Raw genomic sequence first — 22,678 nt, forward strand, 5'->3', positions numbered from 1 at the left:
ACGCGGTCGTCATGTGGCGATGAAAGAGTCTGGCTGGCACGCTTTCACCCTTAGGAGATTCGCTCATGTCGGCTATGGCCTCACTCATCACGGGCGCAGACACCGTCCGCGTGGCGACCTATAACGCCTCGTTGAATCGCGCCGGCGAAGGGGATCTCCTCGCCGACCTTTCTACTCCCGATGACAGCCAGGCGCAGCACGTCGCCGAGGTCATCCAGCGCACCCGTCCCGATATTCTGCTGCTCAACGAGTTCGATTATTCGCCGCAGGCGGTGGAGGCGTTCAAGGCCAACTACCTCGGCGTCGCCCAGAACGGCCAGGCGCCGATCGATTACGCCTATAGCTTCAGCGCGCCGGTCAATACTGGCGTCGCCTCGGATGTCGATCTGAATGGTGATGGCCAAGTGGTGACCCAACCCGGCGCCGAGGGCTACGCCGACGATGCCCTGGGCTTCGGCCAGTTCCCCGGGCAGTACGGCATGCTGGTGCTGTCGCGCTATCCCATCGATGAGTCGGCGGTACGCACCTTCCGCGACTTTCTATGGAAGGATATGCCCGGCGCGCGCCTGCCCGACGATCCGCAGACGGCGGCGCCAGGGGATTACTACTCGCCGCAGGCGCTCGACGTGCTGCCGTTATCGTCGAAGAGTCACTGGGACGTGCCGATCCAGGTCGATGGCGAGATCCTGCATCTGTTGGCTTCACATCCCACGCCGCCGACCTTCGATGGCGCCGAAGATCGCAACGGCCTGCGCAATGCCGACGAGATTCGCTTCTGGTCCGACTATGTCAGCCCGGGGAAGGGCGATTATATCGTCGATGACCGGGGGCAGGCCGGTGGGCTCGCTGCTAATGCTCGCTTCGTGGTGGTGGGCGATCAGAACGTCGACCCGGTGGATGGGGACAGCCTCGACGGTAGCGCCCAGCAACTGCTCGACAATCCCTACATCGCTGCCGGCCTGGCGCCTTACAGCGAAGGCGCGGTGGCGGCCAGCGATACTCAGGGTGGCGCCAATGAGGACCAGCAGGGCGACCCCGCTTACGACACGGCGGATTTCAATGACCAGGCGCCGGGTAATCTGCGCGTGGACTATGTGCTGCCGTCACAGGCTGGGCTGACTCGCCTCGACGGCGGCGTCTTCTGGCCCGAGCCGGGGCAGCCGGGCAGTGCCGCGGTGGAGGCTTCCGATCATCGGCTGGTGTATGCCGATCTCGTCTTGACCGATGAGACGCCGCGCGTCGCCGCTGTGGATGTCCTCGGTCTGGCAACGCTGCCCGATGGCCTGATGTTCCAGCAGACCCCGCTGGGCGGCCTTTCCGGCCTGACGCAGAATGGTAGCGGCGGCTATCTGGCGATTTCCGACGACCGCTCCAACCTGGCGCCGGCGCGTTTCTACAGCCTGCGGCTCGACCTCGCCGATGGCCGGCTCGACGATGGCGACGTGCGGTTCACCGATGTCACCACGCTGTGGCAGGCCGGGGGCGAAGCCTTCGCTAGCGGCGCCATCGATCCCGAGGGGATCGCCTATAGCGATGATGGCACGCTATTCATCTCGTCCGAGGGCGACAGCGACCAGGGAATTGCGCCGTTCGTGGGGCATTTCGGCCGCGACGGTCAACTGCTGTCCGTGCTCGAGCTGCCCGCAGCGTTGATTCCCGACGGCAGCGGCGAGTCTGGCGTGCGTAACAATCTGGCGCTGGAAAGCCTGACACTGACGCCGGACGGCGAGACGCTGTTCACTGCCACCGAGAGTGCGCTGGTTCAGGATGGCCCCGGGCCTGGCATAGACAGTGGCAGTCCGTCGCGCATCTTGCAGTACGACGTCCGCAGCGGTGAGGTCGAACACCAATATGTCTATCCGACGGAACCGGGCAATTTCGGTCTGGTCGAGATGCTGGCACTGGACGATGGTCATCTGCTGGCCATGGAGCGCAACTATTTCGCCGGTGTCGGCAATACCATTCGACTCTATGAAATCGACCTCGGCGCGGCCACCGATATCGATGGCGTCGAGAGTCTCGCGGAGACGTCAGGCGTGCGACCGGTAGACAAGCGCCTAGTGGCGGACCTCGGGGAGCTGGGTATCGACCCCGACAACGTCGAGGGCATGTCGCTGGGGCCACGCCTGGCGGATGGCCGTCAGAGCCTGATACTGGTTTCCGACAACAACTTCAACGACAGCCAGGACACACAGTTCATCGCTCTAGGCTTGACGCTCAACGAGCACGCGAGCGGCGGCGCAGGTAGTGACCGTTTCGTCGCCGGCCCGGGGGCGGATCGTCTGGTGGGTGGCGCCGATGTCGATGTGGTTCGCTTCAGTGGCGACGCGGCGGCGGCGAGCATCGTGCACGCCGATGACGGCAGTCTGACGGTGACCTCAGCGCAGGGGGGTACGGATAGTCTCTCCGGTATCGAACTGCTGCGCTTCGACGATCAGGTGCTGCTGGCCGAAGCGCCTAGCCTCAGTGGCCCGGCGGATCTCGCTTTCGACGAACGTCTCTATCTGGATGCCAACCCGGACGTCGCTTCAGCGGTGGCCCGGGGCGAGACGACGGCGCTCGACCACTACCGGAACTACGGCGCTCACGAGGGGCGCGATCCCAATGCGCTGTTCGACGAGCGCGGCTACCGCACGGCCAACCCGGACGTCGACGCGGCAATCGAGCGTGGCGAGCTGGACAGCGGCTATCAGCACTATGTCTCCTGGGGCTGGAAAGAGGGTCGCGATCCTTCGGCGTGGTTCGATCTGGATCGCTACCTCGCCGCCAATCAGGACATCGCTGATGCCGGGGTAGAGCCGTTGGGCCACTATCTGCGCTATGGCTACGACGAGGGCCGGGTGATCGTGGCGGCGGATGACGGTTTATGGCAGTAGCGACCCCCGCGGCGTGCGCGCTTTTGCCTAACGAGCCGCGAATTCTCGACGCGGCGCGTCAGCATGCGCTGACTCAGCGATATTTGCTGGCGCACCGCCAGGATGTCGAAGCGTTGTTTTTGAGCCTGCGTCGCAGTGTGGACGAGCCATTGCAGCGCGCCTGCCCGGAACGGCGCGGCAAGGCGTATCCGCTGGGTCAGTGCCTGGAGATATCGCAGGCAGTGATCCGGCGGCTGGCGACACTGACGCCGGCCGAGCTGGCGTCGGCGCCTCGACGTGGCCTGAGAGAGCTCCAGAACTTCCACAGGGCCGGAGGGTGCATCCGTCAGGTGTGGGGCGATCTGCGCGGGGAGTATTTCCAGAACGCCCTGCTGGTCGGAACGCTCTATGTCGACGTCTCCAATGACACCGTGGATCGCCAAAAGCCGCCGGTCGAGATTCTGCCTTTTGCCGACGCGCGACTGATGCCGCTGGCCGACTATCGGCATTTTCAGCGTGTCGCCGCTCGCTACTGGCAAGGACGCTTCTTCCCCAACCATGCACTACCCGAGCTGGCGGCCTACTTTCCGTTACTTTATGTGGCCGATGATGGCTTAGTTCAGTGCCAGTCGACCAGCGACTACATGCTGGCACTCAATGCGCGAGAGGGGTTCCGGCCAGCAGAGGACGTGCTCGGCGATGCGCCGATCAATGCCAGACTGTTTACTGCGCTTCGCAAGCTGTTGTTACCATTGATAAAGGGATGGCCTCTGGACCCTGGGGTCGGCAGGGCAATGGCGCTGCAGTGCTGTCGTCGTGCGCGTGCGGGTGAACCGCCGATGGGGCGAGACGAGGCGGTGCGGACGGCGCTGAAAATAAACCGTGAGCTGTCCGGCTATCGCATCGGGCTGGATCGCTGAAGCGCGCGTCGCTCGCTTTGCACCGTCGTTTGTACGATCTCTGGATGAGGTGCCTTTTCCCGCTGTGGGTTAGGCCGTAGACTGTTGCCGATTTTTTACATTGGATGAGGCAATGAAGATACTGGTCACGGGGGGCGCCGGATTCATCGGTTCAGCGGTGGTTCGTCATGTGATTGACGACACGCAGCATAGTGTCGTCAATGTCGACAAGTTGACCTATGCGGGCAATCTGGCGTCGTTGGGCGATGCCGCTCATAGCGAACGCTATGCCTTCGAGCAGGTCGATATCTGCGATGCCGATGCCCTACGCGAGGTGTTCACGCGGCACCAGCCCGACGCGGTCATGCACCTGGCGGCGGAGTCCCACGTCGACCGCTCGATTCATGGTCCCGCCGACTTCATCCAGACCAACCTGGTGGGCACGGGCGTGCTGCTCGAAATCGCCAGGGCTTACGTCGAGACACTAAGCGAGGCGCGGCGTGAAGCGTTCCGCTTTCATCATGTCTCTACCGATGAGGTGTATGGCGATCTCGAAGGCCCGGAGGGGCTGTTCACCGAAGCCACGCCCTACGCTCCCAGCTCTCCGTACTCGGCGAGCAAGGCGGGCTCCGATCATCTGGTACGGGCCTGGCACCGTACCTTTGGCCTGCCGGTACTGGTGACCAACTGTTCTAACAACTATGGTCCCTACCACTTTCCCGAGAAGCTGGTGCCGTTGATGATCCTCAACGCCCGCGCGGGCAAGCCGCTTCCCGTGTATGGTGATGGCAGTCAGGTACGCGACTGGTTGTATGTCGAGGACCATGCCCGGGCACTGGTCACGGTGCTGGAGTCAGGCACGGTCGGCGAGACCTACAACATCGGCGGGCACAACGAACATCGCAATCTCGAGGTGGTCGAACGGATCTGTGCGCTGCTCGAGGAACTCGCTCCTGAACATCCGGCCGGTGTGTCGCGCTATGCCGATTTGATCACCTACGTGAAGGATCGTCCGGGCCATGATCTGCGCTACGCCATCGATGCCGGCAAGATTGCCCGCGAACTCGGTTGGCGCCCGCGCGAGACGTTCGAGTCAGGATTGCGCAAGACGGTACAGTGGTATCTGGAGAATGACGACTGGGTGGAAGGCGTCACTAGTGGTGCCTATCGCGAGTGGACCTCGCACCACTATGGAATGGATTGAAACGAGTCAGGACAAGACGTCATGAAGCGCAAGGGTATCATTCTGGCAGGCGGCTCCGGCACACGCCTGCATCCGGTCACGATATCGGTGTCCAAGCAGCTGCTGCCGGTTTACGACAAGCCGATGATCTACTACCCGTTGGCAACGCTGATGCTGGCGGGTATCGATGAAATCTTGATCATTTCCACGCCTCAGGATACGCCGCGTTTCGAGCAGTTGCTGGGAGACGGCAGCCGCTGGGGCATCCAGCTGGAATACGCGGTGCAACCGTCTCCCGACGGCCTGGCGCAGGCGTTCGTCATCGCCGAGGAGTTTCTCGACGGTGCGCCGAGCTGTTTGGTGCTCGGCGACAACATCTTCCATGGTCACGATCTCAAGCCGCTACTCGACAATGCCATGGCGCGAGAGCAGGGCGCCAGCGTGTTCGCGTATCACGTGCAAGACCCCGAGCGCTACGGCGTGGTCGATTTCGATGACGAGGGGCGGGCCACTTCTCTCGAGGAGAAGCCCGCCGCGCCGAAGTCTCCGTTCGCGGTCACTGGTCTCTACTTCTACGATGGCGACGTGGTCGATATGGCCAAGTCTCTGCGGCCCTCCGAGCGCGGAGAGCTGGAGATCACCGATATCAATCGGCTCTATCTTGAGCGTGGCGATCTCAACGTCGAGATGATGGGGCGTGGCTTCGCCTGGCTCGATACCGGTACCCACGAGTCGTTGATGGAGGCATCACATTTCGTCGCCACCATCGAGCACCGCCAGGGTCTCAAGCTCTGCTGCCCAGAAGAGATCGCCTGGCGTAACGGCTGGATCGACGATGCTCAGCTGATGTCGCTGGCGGAGCCCTTGGCGAAGAGCGGTTACGGCCAGTATCTGCTACGGGTGATCAAGGAAAAGGGAGTTTACCGATGAAGGCCGTCGCAACCGCGCTACCCGAGGTGGTGATTCTCGAGCCGAAGGTGTTCGGCGATGCGCGTGGCTTCTTCATGGAGAGCTTCAATCGCGAGGCCTTCGAGAAAGCCACAGGTTGTCAGCGTGATTTCGTGCAGGACAACCACTCCCGTTCGCGTCGCGGCGTGCTGCGTGGCCTGCACTATCAGCTGGAGCAACCTCAGGGCAAGCTGGTGCGTGTGACCCACGGCCGCGTTTTCGACGTCGCCGTCGATCTACGCCGCTCTTCGCCGCGTTTTGGCCAGTGGGTTGGCGTGGAGCTCTCGGCTGACAACCACCGCCAGTTATGGGTGCCCGAGGGCTTTGGACACGGCTTCGTGGTGCTCTCCGAGAGTGCGGATTTTCTCTACAAGACCACTGACTATTACCATCCGGCGTCTGAACGCAGCATTCGCTACGACGATCCCGGGCTGGGCATCGAGTGGCCTGACGTCGCCGATCTCACGCTCTCCGACAAGGATCTAGCCGGCGCTTCACTGAGCGAGGCGGAGGTCTTCGCATGAGTGAAGCGGCACTGGATTATTTGATTCTGGGTGCCAACGGCCAGGTCGGGCGCGAACTGGCGCGGGCCATGCAGCCCTTCGGTCGTGGGCTCGTCCTGGGGCGTCAGGAGTGCGATTTGGCCGAGCCTGGCGCCGTAGCCGCGACGGTGTCACGCCATGCGCCGGGCGTGGTGATCAACGCCACGGCTTATACCGCGGTCGACCGCGCGGAGAGCGAGCCGGCACTGGCCAGACGCATCAATACCGAAGCCGTGGCGGAACTGGCCGCTGTGTGTGCCGAGCGCGATATCCCGCTGGTGCACTACTCCACGGATTATGTCTTTGCCGGCGAGGGTGATAAGGCTTATCGGCCCGACGATGCGACAGCGCCGGTATCGGTCTACGGCCGGACCAAGCGTGAGGGTGAGCAGGCAATCATGAAGTCGGGCGCCAAGGCGCTGGTGCTGCGAACCAGTTGGGTCTATGCCGCGCATGGTCATAACTTCGTCAAGACCATGCTGCGCCTGGCCAACGAGCGTGACCAGTTGCGCATCATCGCCGACCAGATCGGGGCACCGACCTGGGCCGCCACCATTGCCGATGTCACCGCGCTGGCGCTGCATGGCTGGCGCCGCGCGGGATGGTCCGAGCAGATGGCGGGCATCTACCACCTGACGGCCAGCGGTGAGACCAGTTGGCACGGTTTTGCCGAGGCGATCTTCGAGGAAGCCATCGCTCATGGCCTGCTCGACCCTGCCCGACGGCCGACGACCGAGGCCATCGCTTCCAGTGACTATCCGCAGCCGGCGCCGCGGCCGCACAATTCGCGACTGGACACCGCTTCGCTAAGCTCGACTTTCGGTGTCGTCCTGCCCCCATGGCGGGAGGCTCTGAGCCACTGCATCAGGGCGCTCGCTGGTTGAAGTAAGTCTCTTTGGTGCCGCCCAAGGCGTCGATCTTTTTTCTGCGCGCCGCCGAGGTTTTCATCTCGGCGGCGCGCTGCTTTTACGCCTTCTCTTCGGGTTTGGCGTAGCGCCAGCGCCAGTAGTGGGTCACCAGGCCACCGACGACCAGGTTGTGTACATAGACTCCGGTCCAGAACGAGTCGTAGGACTCGAACTGATTGACGATGATCCAGTAGACGAAGAAGGCCGCGCCGAACAGCGCGATGTCGTTGGGCATGGCACCGCCTCGCCAGGCTAGCCAAGTCCCACGCCCGATCCAGAACGCCAGGGCAGCGATTACTGCCACGCCTAGCAGGCCGTAGGCTACCCAGACCTCGATGAAGAAGTTGTGCAGGTGACCGAAGTTCTGCTTGACCACCTCTGGCAGCCAGGGCGTGTGGTCGATCACCAGGCTGCGACCCTCGCCGGCCCAGCCCACCAGCGGGCGCTCCGCGATCCATTGAGAAGCCGCTATCCAGCTATGGATCCGGATACCGATGCTCGAGTAGGGCACAGCGTCCAGATTGCCCTGGGCAAGCTGGTGGATGACCGAGGATTCGGCGGTGATGCGCTCGATCAGTACGCCGCCGAAGAGCCAGACCGCGATCACAATCAATAGGCAGCCCACCGCTAGACCCGCCAGAATCGGTCGCAGCACGCGCTGGCCGGTGCCGCGCCACCGCGCCCAGGCCAGCATGATGAGGCCGGCGAAGGGGAGGGCGACGAGCAGCGCCAGCCACACCGCGCGGGTCTGGCCAATGGCGATGGCGGTGGCGCACATCGCCAGCGCCAGACACCAGGCCACGCTGCGCCAGAGTATCCAGCGTCCAGCCGGCATCACCAGGCGGCGGGCGAAAATCACCAGACCGAGAAAGGCGACTCCGAATAGCATCGAGCCGTGTTGGTTGTTGCGAATGCCGAAGCCGACACGCTCACCGTGGAGGCCTCGTAGCCACTCCCCAGGACCGCCAAGGACGACGGTCGCAATGAGAAAGCCGGCCAGGGCGAGCAGCCAGAGCCATAAGGTATTACGCGTACTGCCGCCCAGCCACCAGGCAACGGCGATAAAGATGAACAACTTGGCCAGGCGATCGACTTGCGGATTGTCGGCTACCCACTGGGGGTGGTGGTGGTAACCGAGTGCCCAGGAAAGGATTTGCACCGCGATCGCGGCCAGCAGTAACCACAGCGCAGCGGAGCGACGCATCGACTTGCCGTAGACGAGCAGCGCGATCAGTCCCAGCAGCGCTGATAGGGTTCCCGCTTGACTGCCTGCATGCTCGACCAAAATGCCCAGCGAGGCATAGACCCAGAGACAGGCGGAACCCACGGCCCACAGGCTGCGGGGACAGCGCCAGTCTCGAGCAGACTCCCAAAACGTAATGTGTCGATGACTCATGGGGGGAGGTATCCTCGAAAAATCGTCGAACCGGCGATACTAACCGCATTTCATCGACCGACATAGTCACCGGCCGTGAAGCTCGGTGGCGCGGCCGTAGTGTTGGTAACCTGTTGGTAAGTCAGTCGAACTGACTGAGATCATGGCTCTCGAGGCTCGAATCCGACCTTGTGGCCTTGCTGCGATGGGTGCACGACGTATCGCTTGCGGGCTTCAGGAACCGTGCGCTGCCCAGCGGGCGGCGGCAAGAACGCTCGTCGATCGGCTGCTGGCGATGGCTTCCTTCCTACAACTTTGGTCTTGTTCATGACCATGGTCTAAGAGCATTATTCTTTGGCATGCCCGAGGCTATGTCGGACATAGTGTGCAGTGAGTTGAACATCCATGCCGACAGACGTGCAAACCGCCGGAGCCGCCGCCGCTCGGGAACCCCGTGCCGACATCGCCGACGCGCTGGCAGCCTCTATCTTCGGCGGTGAGTACGCCAGCGGTGAGATGATCCCGCGCGAGATCGATCTCTGCACGCGCTTCGGAGTCAGCCGCAGCACCGTGCGCAGCGCGCTGCAGAAGTTGGTCAATGCCGGGCTGGTCACGCGTATCTCGGGTCAGGGTACACGGGTGCGCGAGCTGGCCGCCTGGCATCTGCTCGACCCGCAGGTGAGTGACTGGATGGCGCGCTATGCGCGGCCCAACCCTCAACTGCAGCGTGAGGTCTTCGCTTTCCGCGTAGCGGTGGAGCCATTCGTCACCGGGCTGGCGGCGACCTACGCCACCGCCGCCGATCTGCTGGCGATCGAAAGCGCGCACGCGGGCATGCTGGCGGCGCTGGAGGCGCCGGATCTGTGCTGGCAGGGGATGAGCCACGACGACTACGACGTCGCCTTCCATGAAGCGGTATTCGCGGCCTCGCACAATCTCATCTGGGCGCAGATCTCGCACGTGCTCAAGCCCGCCATCGCGATGATCGTCGCCCGCTCCAATCACAGTGCCGGCGAGCTCGACGACAGCATGGCCCGCCATGCCCGCGTGCTGGAGGCGATCCGCCTGCGCCAGCCGGAGGAGGCCGTCGAGGCCGCACGGGCGGTACTCGAGCGCACCGGTCGCGATCTCGGCATGGAGGAGCTGGTACGGCATCCCCGCGTGATCGGTCTGCCGCAGGCGTCGCCCTGACGCTCGCAGAGAGAGCCGGAGACGTCCCGCGCCCACACATCCCATGACATTGACCCATTGGCATGACATTGACCCATTGGCATGACATTGACCCATTGGCATGACATTGACCCATTGGCATGACATTGACCCAGTTGCATGACATTGAATTAGAAAATAGGTGAGCCGTGAAGATTACCCGTTTGAAGACCTGGCAGGTGCCGCCGCGCTGGCTGTTTCTCAAGATCGAGACCGACGAAGGCTGCTACGGCTGGGGCGAGCCGGTGGTCGAGGGGCGTGCCGCGACCGTCGAGGCGGCGGTGCATGAACTCGCCGACTACCTGGTCGGTCAGGACCCGCACCGTATCGAGCACCTGTGGAACACTCTGTATCGCGCCGGGTTCTATCGCGGCGGCCCGATTCTGATGAGTGCCATCGCCGGTATCGACCAGGCGCTGTGGGATCTGAAAGGTCGTGATCTGGGTGTGCCCGTGCACCAGTTGCTCGGTGGCAAGGTACGCGATCGCATGCGTATGTACGCCTGGACCGGCGGTGACAAACCGAGCGATGTCGGCGCCGGTGCCAAGGCACTGGTCGAGAAGGGTTTCACCGCGTTCAAGATGAACGGCACCGCCGAGATGGCGATCGTCGATTCGCATGCCAAGGTCGATGAGGCGGTGGCGAGGGTGGCCGAGGCGCGCGATGCCGTCGGCCCCGATGTGGGCATCGGCATCGACTTCCATGGGCGTGTCCATCGGCCCATGGCCAAGGCGCTGCTGCGCGAACTCGAGCCCTATCATCCGATGTTCGTCGAAGAGCCGGTGCTGCCCGAGCACCTGCCCAGCCTCAAGCATATCGCTGGCGGCCTGGGCTATCCGCTCGCCACGGGTGAGCGTCTGCACACCCGCTATCAGTTCCGCGATCTGCTCGCCGAGGGCATGGTCGATATCGTGCAGCCGGATCTCTCCCACTGCGGCGGGATCAGTGAAGGCATGAAGATCGCCACCCTGGCCTCGTGCTTCGACGTCGCCCTGGCCCCGCACTGCCCGCTGGGGCCGCTGACCCTGGCCGCCTCGCTGCATGTGGACGCAGTCAACCATAATGCGTTCATCCAGGAGCAGAGCATGGGCATTCACTATAACCAGGGCAACGATGTCCTCGACTACCTGGTGGACAAGTCCGCGCTATCGATTCACGACGGCTTCTGCGCGATCCCCGACGGCCCAGGCCTGGGAGTGGAGATAGACGAGGCCTTCGTCGAGGAACGCGCCAAGATCGGACATCGCTGGCGCAATCCGGTGTGGACACACGAGGATGGCTCCATCGCCGAGTGGTGATGTTTGGCATTCTGCTGGTGGCCTACCATCAGAACGGACCCACATCCAGGAGAGACACATGAAGGAGACACGCAAGTTCGCGCTCGAGACGGCGCTGCGCGAGCGCCCACTGGTGGCGATTCTACGCGGGATCACGCCGGAGGAGATCGACGGCGTCTTCGACGCCTTGGTCGCGGCGGGGTTCAAGTTGATCGAGATTCCGCTCAATTCGCCCCGCGCCTGGGATAGCATCGCAGCCATCAGCAAGCGCTGCCCGGCCGACGTGGTGGTGGGTGCCGGGACGGTACTCGACCCGGCGGATGCCGAGCGTCTCGCCACCCTGGACGCGCCGCTGCTGATCACCCCGAACAGTGACCCAGAGGTGATCCGTGCCGGGGTCGCCCACGGCCTGGCGCCGATGATCGGCTGCATGACCCCCACGGAGGCATTGGCCGCGGCCAAGGCGGGCGCCACGGCGCTCAAGCTGTTCCCGGCGGCGCGCCTTGGCACCGCCTACTTCAAGGATATCCGCGCCATTCTGCCCAAGGGGCTGCCGGTGCTCGCGGTCGGTGGGATCGAGCAGAGCAACATGGCCGAGTGGCATGCCCATGGGGTGGCTGGCTTCGGCTTCGGCAGCAATCTCTACAAGCCTGGCCGACCCGCTGCCGAAGTGGGCGAGATCGCGCGGGCGCTGGTCGCCGAGTGGCAGCGGCTGCGCGAAGTGGCGCAGCAGGCCGAAGCGTTGGAGCGCGAGGCCGACGCATGAGCCCACGCCTGATCGTTGTCGACTGGGGGACCAGCAACTTCCGCGCCTTTCTGGTCGACGCTGCCAGCGGTCGCATCCTCGACACGCGGCGTTCGAGTTCCGGCCTGCGGGCACTGGCGCGCGAGGAGTTCCCGCACTACTGCGCCGCACAGGTGAGCGACTGGCGCGTGGGTGAGGCGGGCGAGGGAAGCGAGCCGGTGCCGATCTATCTCGCCGGCATGGTCGGTTCGCAGCGCGGCTGGTTCGAAGCGCCGCAGCTCGAGCTGCCGGTGACCGCCGCCGAGCTCGCCGACCGGGTGGTCGCGGCGCCCGGTCTCGACCACACCTGGATCGTGCCGGGGGTCAAACAGGTCACCTCGGCGCATGTCGACGTCATGCGGGGAGAGGAGGTGCAGGCGTTCGGGGCGCTGGCGCTGGCCGGTGTCGATAGCGCCGACTGCTGCCTGCCGGGTACCCACAGCAAGTGGGCGCATCTCGAGTCTGGGCGTCTGACCGACTTCACCACGCTGATGACCGGCGAGCTCTACCATGCGGTGCGTTTCCATACCCTACCGGGGGAGCCCGCCCGCGACGAGGCGGCGTTCGACGCCGCCGCGTTTCAGCTGGGACTCTCCCGCGCCGGCCACGCCGGTGGCGTGCTGCACGCACTGTTCGAGGGCCGCAGCCGACACCTCTATGCCGGCCTGGCCGCGGAGCAGGTGGGCAGCTTTCTCTCCGGCGTGCTGATCGGCGAGGAGGTGCACGCCATGCGCACGGCGCGGCCGGGGCTCGATCGGGTCCTGCTGGTCGGCGCCGAGACGCTGCGCCAGAGCTATACCCGGGCGCTGGAGCAGGCGGGGCTGACGGTGGTGGCGATCGACAGCGACGCCGCCACTATCGCTGGCGTGCTCGCCATTGCGGCGCGCCACGCGCTGCGCTGAGGCCGCTTTGCACCATCTCGGTGCGTCATCTTGGTGCATCACCCTGAGACACGGGGCGCGACAGTGCCCCGTTTTGCGTCGCGCCAGCCCGAATAGCCGCGGTGCGCTGGCGTTGGCACGATCCGTGCTACCTTCAAGCGGTATGGTCACCGAGGCTGACCGATCGTGAACGCGGATAGGGGGATGCGATGAGTGACGCGACTGGCGGGCCGCAGCGGCCCCCCTGCTGGTTTTCACCGATCTCGATGGATCGCTGCTAGACCACCACAGTTACGACTGGCAGCCCGCCGCGGCCTCGCTGGAGCGCCTGGCGGCGGCCGGGGTGCCGGTCATCCCCACCACCAGCAAGACCCGGGCGGAGCTGCTGGTGCTGCGCCGGGAGCTGGCGCTCGAACACACCCCCTTCATTGCCGAGAACGGCGCCGTCATCGGCCTGCCGCCGGCCTGGCAGCACGCGCGTCTGGATCGCGATCCGGCGTCGCCTGAAGGGCTGGTGGTGAAGACGCCGAGTCTGGACGTCGATTTCATCCGCCGGCGTCTGGACGTGGTGCGCGAGCGCCTGAACCTGCGCTTTCGGCGGATGGGCGAGATGACGCTCGAGGAGGTATGCGAGCTGACTGCGCTCAGCGCCGAGGGCGCACGCCAGGCGATGGCGCGCGAGGGCAGTGAGCCGCTGGTGTGGGAGGGCGACGACACCCAGCTGCAACAGCTGCGTGAGACGCTCGACAGCGACGGCCTGCAGCTAACCCGCGGCGGGCGCTTCTGGCATGTGATGGGCGCGGTCGACAAGGGCCACGCGGTGCGCTGGCTGCTGGCACGTTTCGAGGCGCTGCGCGGCTATCGCCCGCCGACCCTGGGGCTCGGCGACGGGCCCAACGATCTGACCCTGCTTGCCGCCACCGACATGGCGGTGATCATCCGTGCGGATCACGGCCAGCCGATGTCGCTGACCCATGCGCGGCTCTATCGCACCGAGGCACCGGGCCCGCAGGGGTGGGCCGAAGGGGTGGCCCACTGGTGGCAGGGGCCAGCGTAGCGTGAGCCGCCGAGTGCGCTCGGTCGCTCTTGTGCGCAGGCCGGAATGGGGTCGGCGTGCCTCGAGATTTACGGTTCACGCGTATCCGGCGGCCGGTTCGGCGCGTCTTTACTCAGTGCGTCTTTATTTCGCGCTTCTATAACAACGAGGATGTGGCATGAGCGATTTCTACCAGAACGGTATCATCACCAACTTCCACAACCTCACCCGGCGCTCGGTGGAGGCGCTGGAGAACGACCTCAAGGGCTTTTCGCGCCAGCGCCCGATGGGTTTGATCCTGCCGTCGCTCTACTCGGAGCTGGAGGGGCCGGCGCTGTCACATATCGTCGATGAGCTGTGCAAGGTGCCCTATCTCAGCGAGATCGTGATCGGGCTCGATCGCGCCGACCGCGAGCAGTTTCTCAAGGCGCGGGAGTTCTTCGCGCGCCTGCCGCAGCACCATCGCATTCTATGGAACGACGGCCCGCGGCTGCAGGCGCTGCACCAGGAGCTGGCGGCGGAAGGGCTGGCACCGCTGGAGCCGGGCAAGGGCTGCAACGTGTGGTACTGCTCGGGCTACGTGCGCGCCTCCGGCAAGGCCGAGGCGGTGGCGCTGCACGACTGCGATATCGTTACCTACGATCGCGGGCTGCTGGCGCGGTTGATCTATCCGGTGGCCAATCCGCGCTTCCACTATGAGTTCTGCAAGGGCTACTACTCGCGTATTGCTGGCGGCAAGCTGAACGGTCGGGTCGCGCGGCTGATGGTCACGCCGTTGATCCGCGCCTTCAAGATGATCTACGGCCCGCTGCCCTATCTCGACTACCTCGACAGCTACCGCTACCCGCTCTCCGGTGAGTTCTCGATGCGTGCCGATGTGCTCGACGGGATCCGCATCCCCAGCGACTGGGGGCTGGAGATCGGGGTGCTGTCGGAGGTGCATCGCAACTTTTCGACCAAGCGGCTGTGTCAGGTGGATATCGCCGACGCCTACGACCACAAGCATCAGCCGATCTCCGAGGCGGACCCGAGTGGCGGGCTCAACCGCATGAGCATGGACATCGCCAAGGCGATGTACCGCAAGCTGGCGACCCTGGGGGTGGAGATGAGCGTCGAGAGCTTCCGCACCGTCAAGGCCACCTACTATCGCACCGCACTGGACCTGATCGAGGCCTATGATCACGATGCGGCGATGAATGGGCTCAAGCTCGACCGCCATAGCGAGGAGGCGGCGGTGGAGCTGTTCGCCGACAACATCATGCAGGCCGGTGCGGCGTTTTTCGAATCCCCCCGCGACAAGCCGTTCATTCCCAGTTGGAACCGGGTTCAGGCCGCGATTCCCGACCTCCAGGACCGGCTCTTCGAAGCCGTCGAGCGCGACAACGCCGGTGACGTCTGAGGCCCGTGGTGCGCGCTTCGCATCAGCCGTTGGCGGCAGCCGGTGGATTATCGGTCTGTTTGCGTCTGCCGCGCTTGGCCTGTAGCAGGGCCAGGTCGGCCCGTCGAAAGGCTAGAGCGAGCGTGTCTTCCGGGCCTAGCTCGGCGACGCCGATGGTAGCCGAGAGCGGCTGCTGGGTACCCGGCACCCGCAGGCGGCTGATCTGCTGCTGCAAGTGATCACTGCTCTCCTGGGCGGCGTCGAGATCGCTATCGAGCAGCAGCAGAAACTCGTCGCCGCCGAAGCGCCCGAACAGCTGGCCAGGTGCCAACGTGCCTAGCACGGTGTGGCACAGCAGGATCAGAGTCTGATCGCCGACATCATGGCCGTAGCTGTCATTGATCCGCTTGAAGTGATCCATATCCAGCACCAGCAATGCCAGGGGGCTGGCGCGCCGCTGCGCCTCCGCGTGCACCTGTACCGCCTTGTCGAAGAAGGCACGTCGGGTGAAAACGCCGGTGAGCGGGTCGCGTGACGCCAGCTCGCTGAGCTGGCGGTTGCGCGCGGTCAGCGCCGGGACGGCGAAGCCGAAATAGCCGCTGGTGGCGATCACGCAGAGCGCGAACTGATAGGTCATCGACTGTTCGACCAGACCCAGCCCCGCTACCCAGAGCGCGGTCGTCAGGGCGAACATTGCCAGGCTCAGGGCGCTGCGAAAGGCACTCTCGGTATATACGACCCACATCAACGGGATGATCAGAAAGAACATCGCGAAGGCGACATCGGGATCTTGCGTGTAGGCATCGCCCAGGGTCACGACACTGAGCAGCCCAAGACACAGCAAAAGCTTGCCGATGAAGGCCACGCTCGGACGGTGGGGTAGCTGGAAGTCGAGCCCGCCGAGCCAGGGTGAGAGCGCGGCGTAGCGCCAGCTCAGCGCCGCCAGGAACAGCGGCGCGAGCACGATCACGCCGGCCATGTCGCCGATCCACCAGGGCAGCCAGATCGCGCTCAGCTCGGTCCAGACCAGCAGACCCGTCATCTCCAGCGCTAGGATGCCCATGAAGGTGGCGGCCAGCGCCGAGAGACAGGCGGTCACCAGAAACAGTGGCACCAGCGTCAGGGTGGTGATCTCGGCCTGCCGGCCCAGTGTGCTTCTGAGCGCCCAGGCGCCGACGCCATAGGCGCTGCAGTGGGCGAGGCCGAAGGCCAGTCCGGACGTCAGCAGCTCGCGCGCGCTCTGGTGCATGGCGTAAAGCTGGTCGACCCAGAGGGTGGCCAGCAGGCAACTCACGATCAGACTGGGTAGCGCACGCCAGCCGAGCACGAGCAGGGCGGCGAAGCTCAGCCCGGACGGCGGAAACCAGAGGCTGGCGTGCGGAGCGAACTCCATCAGTGCAGAGAGGCGCCACAGGGCAAGCCAGGCCAGCACCAGCAGGAGGTGGCGGGGCCCATGGCGGGCTACGCAAGGGAGTAGCCGCCTGCGTCCTGGCATTGCGTTCGAGAATGGCCGCATGTATCACCTGACTTTGGGCTTCCGCCGATCCGGAGCAGTCGTTTCGTTACATCATAGGCTTTTAGTTAATCTAAGTTAAATGAGGTAAGTGGATTGAGGCGATAGTCAAAGCGCTGATGGGTTCTGTCACCTGAGCGCCAGAGCGCTGGCGGCGCCGCCCGGTTACGCGTAGGGTAGACCTAGCACCGGCGCGAATCGCTCGGGCCGGTGAGAATCACGTTAGCGAAAATAACCTCAAAAACGACCCTACGCAGGGCCACGTCCTATCCCCGAGAGGAGATTCGCCGTGCCTGATGCTGCTTTCGACCCGCCCGCGCTGACGCCCGCGGACGAGGCCCTGACAGATGTCGCGTCATTCATGTCGGCGGGCCCTCACGCCCGATCCGGGATCGATTTAGGTGCATTCTGCTCTTCGGTAGAGAATGCGCTCGAGATCGGTCACGTCGCACCAGTCGCGCTGGCAGCCCCCGATGACCGTATCAGCGTCTATGCGTCCTGGGCCGAGATTCCCTGGTACGGCGCGCGGGCGTCGATCTCGCCACGCTTCGATACCTCGGCGCGGGGCTCTTTGCAGCGGCGCGAAGCCACTTCCGGTGCGCTGCTGTGGCAGCTCGAGGTGCCCGACTGGGCCCATGCCCGTATCGCGACCACGCCGGCTGTCGGCGTGGTCGCTTATGCCGAACGATCTCTCTCTACCGCTTCGTCTGCCCGCTGCGGGGAGACGCCCCCCGCCAGCGGTCTGCTCGCTTTCGATCTGCATAGCGGCAAACCGCTGTGGCATCAGCGCTATGCCGGGAGCGGTCTGCCGTTTCCGCTGCTGCACGCTGGCGAGGTCTATGTCGGCGGCGGTGATCGTGCCATTCACGCCCTGTCGCTGCACGATGGCCACCAGACCGGGTGCATTGGCATGGGAGCGCCGGTGGACCTGGCCACGGCGCTGCTCGACGATCAGGGGCGGCTGTTCCTGGGCGACACCGATCCCGCTCGGCTCTTGCGCATCGATCCATTGACGCGTGCGGTGCTGTGGATGGCCGAGATGCCCGAGGCCGTGCCCGCCAGCCTGGCGGCGCGTCCGGCGGTGGAGGCGGAGCGTGTGGCGGTGAGCCTGGCGGTACAGGATGTCGGCGCGGCACCGATCTCGCTGTGCCTGTTCGGTTTCGATGCAGCCAGTGGCGAGCGCGTCTGGGAAGTCGCGCTGGGGGAGCGCGACGCGTCTCACCCGCCCGCGCTGGCGGCGCCGCTGGCGGACAACGAACGGTTCTACGTCATCAGCGCGCGCGGCGAACTGGTGGTGATCGATGCGCTCGAGGGCCGCGAACGTCAGCGCCTGACGCTGGGCGATCCGGCGCTGGCGGCGGCCAGCCTCGAGCGTATCGGCGAGCATCTGGTGGTCACGGCGCCAGGCGGCAACGTTCAGGTGGTGCCGCTGGCGCTGCTCGCGTGAGATCAGGGATGAGCCTGACTCAATGGCGTAGCCAGCCGTAGCAGGCGATGCCCAGTAGGGTCATGGCGAACGAGCCGAGCACGTGCACCAGGGTGCCGGTGATGGCCCATAGCCAGCGCCCGCTCTGGATCGCGGTGACCATCTCGGCAGAGAAGGTGGAGAAGGTGGTCAGCGCACCGAGCAGGCCGGTTACCGCGAACAGTTTCCACTCGACGCTGAGCGACGAGTCCTGGAAAAAGCTCAGGGCCATACCGATCAGCCACGCCCCCAGCAGGTTGGCGATCAGCGTGCCCGGTGGGATGTGCAGGAAATAGCCGTTGTAGTGCGCGCCCAGCCACCAGCGCAGATTGGCGCCAATGGCGGCGCCGAGGCTGATGGCGGCGATCGAAATCCACATGTATTGCGCTCCTCGTCGATCTCGGCAGACGAGGGGTCTCCTGCGGGCGGGAAGGGCTGAAGCATGACGCCTGCGCAGGACACACCTCGGGTGCGTTGGCAGGCATCATCAGCGGGCTGCGGTTTGCGGCCGGGGCGGCGGGGCCCATGCCGCGGGAGGAATGCCATCTCCCGGTTGCCACTCTAGCCAGCCGTGACGGCCGCGGCAAGTCACGGCTGCACCAGCCACAGGCTACGGTAGGGTCGCAGGATCTCGCGCTCTTCGGGGTGGGGATTCCAGCGCTTGCCATCCTTGAGCACGTCGTACCACTCGCCGTTCGTCAGCGCGTCGATATCCAACGGCTGACGTTTGTCACTGATGTTGTAGATCGCCAGCAGCCGGCGCCCGCTGGCCAGCGGGCCGCGCTCGATGGCGAACAGCCCCGGCCCGGTATCGAGCACGCGCTGCGGCGCCTCGGGATGGAAGCAGGGCTCGCTGGCGCGGATATTGAGCCGGCGCTTGAGCGAGGTGAAGGCTTCGCGGGTGGGCGTGCTGCGGCTGTCGATCAGCTCGTCGAGCTCCTCCTTGACCCAGCGGTGGCGGTTGATCGAACGCAGCCGGCCGCTGCGCTCGACGCCCTCGTGGTCATTGAGCGTCGCCGTCAGCGAGTGCAGATAGACCCCGGGAATGCCTTGCAGCGCGAGCATCAGGTTCTGGCTGCACAGGAAGCGTTCGACCTGCCACGCATCGGCGCCGCGGCGGGTGCCTTTCATGGCGTCGAAGTAGGTGATGTTGATCTCGTAGGGCGAATCGCTGCCGTCAGGGTTGGTCTTCATGCTGACGTAGCCGCCGAAGCGGTGCATCAGCTCTAGCAGCAGCGACACCTCGTGCGGCGGCAGCAGCCCCTCCAGCGCGCGCACCCCGATCCCATCGTGGCTCGCGGTGAAGTTGAAGTAGGTGCAGCCGGCGGGCAGCGGTGGCAGCGCGCTCGCCCACTCGGCCAGCGCAGTGGCGTCGCCGCTGGTCAGCGTGTGCAGCAGCAGCGGCGGCAGCGTGAACTGGTAGATCATATGGGCTTCGTCGGGCGTCGCCGTGTCGTTGGCGGAAGCGTCGTCGCTCCCGGCGGCCGATGCTTCAGCCGGCGTGCTCTCCAGGCCGAAGTAGCTCATGTTCTCGGCGTGGGGCACGTTGGTTTCGGTGATCAGCAGCGTGCCCGGGGCCACGTAATCGAGAATCGCGCGCAGCAGACGCACGATGGCGTGGGTCTGCGGCAGATGGATACAGCGGGTGCCGACCTCCTTCCACAGGTAGGCGATCGCATCGAGGCGGATGATCCGTGCCCCCTGCTGGACATAGAACAGCAGGATGCCGATGAATTCGAGCAGCACGTCCGGATTGGCGAAGTTGAGATCGATCTGATCCTCGGAGAAGGTCGCCCACAGATGGCGCGTGCCGCGTCGGGTCGAGACCGGTACCAGCAGCGGCGAGTTACGCGGGCGTGTGACCTGTGAAAGATCGGTCTGCGGGTCCATCTCGATGAAGTAGTCACGCCCGGGTTGGGTACCTGCCAGATAGTCGGTGAACCACAGCGAGTCGCGCGAGACGTGGTTGATCACCAGATCCACCATCAGGTCGCTGCGCGCGGCCAGACGGCGGATGTCCTGCCAGTCGCCCAGCTTGGGATCGACCTCGCGGTAGTGGATCACCGCGAAACCGTCGTCGCTGCTCCAGGGGAAGAAGGGCAGGATGTGCAGGCCACTGAAGACGCCGTTGAGCCGGGTAGCGAGAAAATCGTCGAGCACGTCCAGCGGCGGGCGCTCGCCGTCGATCAGGCTGTCGCCATAGGTGATCAGAATCTGGTCGCGTTCGCTCCAGGTTGGACGCGGCTGGCGGTCGAGCGCACCTTCATGGTGCGCCAGCAGCGTCGTCAGCCGCCGTAGCACCTCGTCCCGCCGCGGCCCGTAGACTTCTTCGAGCCGGGCGCCGGCGCGGGCGAGAAAGGCGTCTTCGGACAGGGCGGGGTAATTGGCAGCGCGGCTGGGCATGGGGCGGTTCCTGACGTGGCGGCGAAAGGGGAGCTTGACGTTATCCTTGCAGAACTCGGGCCAACAGGGAACGAAACGCGGAAACCGCCGTGTTTCCGGTATCTTGTGCAAACCGTTACACTGCGCGCATAACGCGCCGACGAGTGAACCATCGATGCATTGTCCTTTTTGCGGTACCCACGATACCAAGGTGACCGACTCGCGCCTGGTCGCCGAGGGGGATCAGGTGCGTCGGCGTCGCCAGTGTGCTGCCTGCGGCGAGCGTTTCACCACCTACGAGACCGCCGAGCTGGTGATGCCCCGGGTGATCAAGGCGGACGGCTCGCGCGAGAGTTTCGACGAGCAGAAGATGCGCGCCGGCATGTCGCTGGCTTTGGAAAAGCGTCCGGTCAGCGTCGAGTCGTTCGAGGCGGCGGTGGAGCGTATCCGTCAGCGCCTGCGTGCGCGCGGCGACCGCGAGGTGGAAGCGCGGGAGGTCGGCGAGGAGGTGATGGAGATGCTCAAGCGCCTCGACCACGTGGCCTATATCCGCTTTGCCTCGGTCTATCGCCGCTTTCAGGATCTCGATGAATTCCGTGCCGAGATCGACCGCCTGGCCCAGGAGCCTAAGATACCCGGCGACACCAAGCGCTGATCGCGCTTCCCCGACCCTGCTGGCCGGCGCCGGCCGCCGGCCTTGCCACTGTGTGAGAGATGCCGATGTCCGATGCCCCCCTGGGTAGTACTGCCGTCGATTCCGAAACCTCCGCTTGTGCGGAGGCTCAGGACACGGCCTGGATGAACCGTGCCCTGCGCCTGGCGCAGCGTGGCCACTACACCTGCGATCCCAATCCGCGGGTCGGCTGCGTGATCATCAACGCCGGCGAGCTAGTGGGCGAGGGCTTTCATCGTCGTGCCGGCGAGGCCCACGCCGAAATCAACGCCCTCGCGGCGGCCGGCGAGGCTGCCCGCGGTGCCACCGCTTACGTCACGCTGGAGCCGTGCTCGCACACCGGGCGCACCGGGCCCTGCAGCCAGGCGCTGATCGCCGCCGGCGTGGCGCGGGTGGTGGCGGCGATGGAGGACCCCAACCCGGCGGTCTCCGGGCGCGGCTTCGCCCAGCTGCGTGAGGCCGGTATCGCGGTGGAGGTGGGCCTGCTCGAAGCGCAGGCGCAGGCGCTCAACCCTGGCTTCGTGCGGCGTATGCAGCAGGGGCTGCCGCGGGTCACGTTGAAGATGGCGATGAGCCTGGATGGGCGCACCGCCATGGCCAGCGGCGAGTCGCAGTGGATCACCGGGCCGGCGGCACGGCGCCAGGTCCAGCGTCTGCGCGCCGGTGCCAGCGCGATTCTCACCGGGGTCGAGTCGATTATCTTCGACGATGCCCGGCTCACCCTGCGCGCTGAACAGCTGGAACTCGACGAGGCCGACGAGATCGTACGCCGCCAGCCGCTGCGGGTGGTGCTCGACAGCCAGCTGCGCCTACCACTCGCAGCGGCCTGCCTGAGCCAGCCGGGCCGCACCCTGGTGCTCAGCGTCGCCGGTGCCGACGCGGCTCGGCGTGAGCGCCTCGAAGCCGCCGGGGCGGAGGTGGTGACGCTACCCGACGATGGCGCCGGGCGGGTCGATGTCGAGGCAGCGCTGCGCTATCTGGCGACCCGGGAAGCGTGCAACGAGGTGCTGGTGGAGACCGGTGCCACCCTGGCCGGCGCGCTGCTCGATGCCGGCTGGATCGAGCGTCTCGAACTGTTCGTCGCGCCGACGCTGCTGGGTAGCGATGCGCGCCCGCTGTTCGCGCTGCCCGGGATCGACAGCATGCGCCAGCAGCGTCGGCTCGAGATCGACGAGATCCGTGCCGTGGGCGACGACTGGTGGATTCGCGCCCGCCCGCGGGTGGACGCTTGAGCCCTGGCGTCGCCGGTCGGTGACGGCGTTGCGATGCGGCGACGTTGCGATGCGACGACAGTAGCGTCGGCGCCGCCCGACAGGTAGTCTGTGCCGTCATCGAATCCAAGCGCGCGGCGCGCACGACCAAGGCGATGG

The 22,678-nt window shown here is 65.3% G+C and carries 19 protein-coding genes and 1 riboswitch; of the genes, 15 read left to right on the plus strand and 4 right to left on the minus strand.

The features are described from left to right. Positions 1–65: 65 nt before the first annotated feature. The 6 genes from QO259_RS03865 to rfbD all read left to right on the plus strand — a co-directional run bounded on the left by QO259_RS03865 (position 66) and on the right by rfbD (position 7,311). Positions 66–2,876: an esterase-like activity of phytase family protein gene (locus QO259_RS03865; protein WP_285951873.1), complete on the plus strand. Its 2,811-nt coding sequence runs from the start codon at positions 66–68 to the stop codon at positions 2,874–2,876. Then, positions 2,867–3,775, plus strand: a complete 909-nt coding sequence (locus QO259_RS03870) for a hypothetical protein (RefSeq protein WP_285951874.1) — start codon at positions 2,867–2,869, stop codon at positions 3,773–3,775. Before QO259_RS03865 ends, QO259_RS03870 begins: the two co-directional genes overlap by 10 nt. Positions 3,776–3,887: 112 nt before the next feature. Beyond that, complete coding sequence (gene rfbB, locus QO259_RS03875) at positions 3,888–4,958, plus strand: dTDP-glucose 4,6-dehydratase (protein ID WP_285951875.1); 1,071 nt, start codon at positions 3,888–3,890, stop codon at positions 4,956–4,958. A gap of 21 nt (positions 4,959–4,979) precedes the next feature. Continuing rightward, positions 4,980–5,867 (plus strand): glucose-1-phosphate thymidylyltransferase RfbA, encoded by an 888-nt coding sequence (gene rfbA, locus QO259_RS03880; protein WP_285951876.1) that lies wholly within the window; start codon positions 4,980–4,982, stop codon positions 5,865–5,867. Then, positions 5,864–6,409, plus strand: a complete 546-nt coding sequence (rfbC, locus tag QO259_RS03885; RefSeq protein WP_285951877.1) for a dTDP-4-dehydrorhamnose 3,5-epimerase — start codon at positions 5,864–5,866, stop codon at positions 6,407–6,409. Before rfbA ends, rfbC begins: the two co-directional genes overlap by 4 nt. Further along, the gene (gene rfbD / locus QO259_RS03890) at positions 6,406–7,311 is read left to right on the plus strand and encodes a dTDP-4-dehydrorhamnose reductase (protein ID WP_285951878.1); all 906 of its coding nucleotides are present in this window, start codon (positions 6,406–6,408) and stop codon (positions 7,309–7,311) included. Before rfbC ends, rfbD begins: the two co-directional genes overlap by 4 nt. 82 nt (positions 7,312–7,393) lie before the next feature. On the opposite strand, the gene QO259_RS03895 is transcribed toward rfbD, so the two are convergent. Then, the gene (locus QO259_RS03895) at positions 7,394–8,731 is read right to left on the minus strand and encodes an O-antigen ligase family protein (protein WP_285951879.1); all 1,338 of its coding nucleotides are present in this window, start codon (positions 8,729–8,731) and stop codon (positions 7,394–7,396) included. A 384-nt stretch (positions 8,732–9,115) separates the two neighbouring features. On the opposite strand from QO259_RS03895, the gene QO259_RS03900 reads away from it, so the two are divergent. The 6 genes from QO259_RS03900 to QO259_RS03925 all read left to right on the plus strand — a co-directional run bounded on the left by QO259_RS03900 (position 9,116) and on the right by QO259_RS03925 (position 15,296). Further along, positions 9,116–9,901 (plus strand): FadR/GntR family transcriptional regulator, encoded by a 786-nt coding sequence (locus QO259_RS03900; protein WP_285951880.1) that lies wholly within the window; start codon positions 9,116–9,118, stop codon positions 9,899–9,901. Positions 9,902–10,068: 167 nt separating this feature from the next. Beyond that, the gene (gene dgoD / locus QO259_RS03905) at positions 10,069–11,217 is read left to right on the plus strand and encodes a galactonate dehydratase (RefSeq protein WP_282235565.1); all 1,149 of its coding nucleotides are present in this window, start codon (positions 10,069–10,071) and stop codon (positions 11,215–11,217) included. Positions 11,218–11,275: 58 nt separating this feature from the next. Then, on the plus strand, positions 11,276–11,962 hold the full coding sequence (locus QO259_RS03910) for a 2-dehydro-3-deoxy-6-phosphogalactonate aldolase (RefSeq protein WP_207035220.1): 687 nt from the start codon (positions 11,276–11,278) through the stop codon (positions 11,960–11,962). Then, positions 11,959–12,882 (plus strand): 2-dehydro-3-deoxygalactonokinase, encoded by a 924-nt coding sequence (locus QO259_RS03915; protein ID WP_285951881.1) that lies wholly within the window; start codon positions 11,959–11,961, stop codon positions 12,880–12,882. The genes QO259_RS03910 and QO259_RS03915 overlap by 4 nt, the downstream gene beginning before the upstream one ends. 226 nt (positions 12,883–13,108) lie before the next feature. After that, positions 13,109–13,918 (plus strand): HAD-IIB family hydrolase, encoded by an 810-nt coding sequence (locus QO259_RS03920; RefSeq protein ID WP_353057326.1) that lies wholly within the window; start codon positions 13,109–13,111, stop codon positions 13,916–13,918. A gap of 157 nt (positions 13,919–14,075) precedes the next feature. Continuing rightward, a complete protein-coding gene (locus QO259_RS03925; RefSeq protein WP_207035214.1) occupies positions 14,076–15,296 on the plus strand; it encodes a glycosyltransferase family protein in 1,221 nt (406 codons plus the stop codon). Positions 15,297–15,318: 22 nt separating this feature from the next. On the opposite strand, the gene QO259_RS03930 is transcribed toward QO259_RS03925, so the two are convergent. Then, positions 15,319–16,770 (minus strand): GGDEF domain-containing protein, encoded by a 1,452-nt coding sequence (locus QO259_RS03930; RefSeq protein ID WP_285951882.1) that lies wholly within the window; start codon positions 16,768–16,770, stop codon positions 15,319–15,321. A 307-nt stretch (positions 16,771–17,077) separates the two neighbouring features. Here QO259_RS03930 and QO259_RS03935 point away from each other — a divergent pair, with 307 nt between their 5' ends. Then, positions 17,078–18,235, plus strand: coding sequence for an outer membrane protein assembly factor BamB family protein (locus QO259_RS03935; RefSeq protein WP_285951883.1), 1,158 nt, complete (start codon positions 17,078–17,080; stop codon positions 18,233–18,235). A 19-nt stretch (positions 18,236–18,254) separates the two neighbouring features. Here QO259_RS03935 and crcB read toward each other — a convergent pair whose 3' ends face one another. Both crcB and QO259_RS03945 read right to left on the minus strand, forming a co-directional pair. After that, entirely contained in the window at positions 18,255–18,632 is a 378-nt protein-coding gene (crcB, locus tag QO259_RS03940) for a fluoride efflux transporter CrcB (protein WP_035475204.1), read from the minus strand. A gap of 92 nt (positions 18,633–18,724) precedes the next feature. After that, a riboswitch (Fluoride riboswitch) is annotated at positions 18,725–18,812 on the minus strand. A 29-nt stretch (positions 18,813–18,841) separates the two neighbouring features. Further along, entirely contained in the window at positions 18,842–20,656 is a 1,815-nt protein-coding gene (locus tag QO259_RS03945; protein ID WP_285951884.1) for a sugar phosphorylase, read from the minus strand. A gap of 154 nt (positions 20,657–20,810) precedes the next feature. Between QO259_RS03945 and nrdR the strand changes: the two genes are divergently transcribed. Then, complete coding sequence (nrdR, locus tag QO259_RS03950) at positions 20,811–21,290, plus strand: transcriptional regulator NrdR (protein ID WP_106418359.1); 480 nt, start codon at positions 20,811–20,813, stop codon at positions 21,288–21,290. Positions 21,291–21,355: 65 nt separating this feature from the next. Further along, the gene (gene ribD, locus QO259_RS03955) at positions 21,356–22,540 is read left to right on the plus strand and encodes a bifunctional diaminohydroxyphosphoribosylaminopyrimidine deaminase/5-amino-6-(5-phosphoribosylamino)uracil reductase RibD (RefSeq protein WP_285951885.1); all 1,185 of its coding nucleotides are present in this window, start codon (positions 21,356–21,358) and stop codon (positions 22,538–22,540) included. Positions 22,541–22,678: the final 138 nt, after the last annotated feature.

Source organism: Salinicola sp. JS01, from assembly GCF_030284585.1.
Taxonomy (GTDB): domain Bacteria; phylum Pseudomonadota; class Gammaproteobacteria; order Pseudomonadales; family Halomonadaceae; genus Salinicola.

Bases quoted from the DNA above. Each gene is read 5' to 3' on its own strand.
- QO259_RS03865 (WP_285951873.1), top strand. From the start codon at position 66: ATGTCGGCTATGGCCTCACTCATCACGGGCGCAGACACCGTCCGCGTG.
- QO259_RS03870 (WP_285951874.1), top strand. From the start codon at position 2,867: ATGGCAGTAGCGACCCCCGCGGCGTGCGCGCTTTTGCCTAACGAGCCG.
- rfbB (WP_285951875.1), top strand. From the start codon at position 3,888: ATGAAGATACTGGTCACGGGGGGCGCCGGATTCATCGGTTCAGCGGTG.
- rfbA (WP_285951876.1), top strand. From the start codon at position 4,980: ATGAAGCGCAAGGGTATCATTCTGGCAGGCGGCTCCGGCACACGCCTG.
- rfbC (WP_285951877.1), top strand. From the start codon at position 5,864: ATGAAGGCCGTCGCAACCGCGCTACCCGAGGTGGTGATTCTCGAGCCG.
- rfbD (WP_285951878.1), top strand. From the start codon at position 6,406: ATGAGTGAAGCGGCACTGGATTATTTGATTCTGGGTGCCAACGGCCAG.
- QO259_RS03895 (WP_285951879.1), bottom strand. From the start codon at position 8,731: ATGAGTCATCGACACATTACGTTTTGGGAGTCTGCTCGAGACTGGCGC.
- QO259_RS03900 (WP_285951880.1), top strand. From the start codon at position 9,116: ATGCCGACAGACGTGCAAACCGCCGGAGCCGCCGCCGCTCGGGAACCC.
- QO259_RS03910 (WP_207035220.1), top strand. From the start codon at position 11,276: ATGAAGGAGACACGCAAGTTCGCGCTCGAGACGGCGCTGCGCGAGCGC.
- QO259_RS03915 (WP_285951881.1), top strand. From the start codon at position 11,959: ATGAGCCCACGCCTGATCGTTGTCGACTGGGGGACCAGCAACTTCCGC.
- QO259_RS03925 (WP_207035214.1), top strand. From the start codon at position 14,076: ATGAGCGATTTCTACCAGAACGGTATCATCACCAACTTCCACAACCTC.
- QO259_RS03930 (WP_285951882.1), bottom strand. From the start codon at position 16,770: ATGCCAGGACGCAGGCGGCTACTCCCTTGCGTAGCCCGCCATGGGCCC.
- crcB (WP_035475204.1), bottom strand. From the start codon at position 18,632: ATGTGGATTTCGATCGCCGCCATCAGCCTCGGCGCCGCCATTGGCGCC.
- QO259_RS03945 (WP_285951884.1), bottom strand. From the start codon at position 20,656: ATGCCCAGCCGCGCTGCCAATTACCCCGCCCTGTCCGAAGACGCCTTT.
- nrdR (WP_106418359.1), top strand. From the start codon at position 20,811: ATGCATTGTCCTTTTTGCGGTACCCACGATACCAAGGTGACCGACTCG.
- ribD (WP_285951885.1), top strand. From the start codon at position 21,356: ATGTCCGATGCCCCCCTGGGTAGTACTGCCGTCGATTCCGAAACCTCC.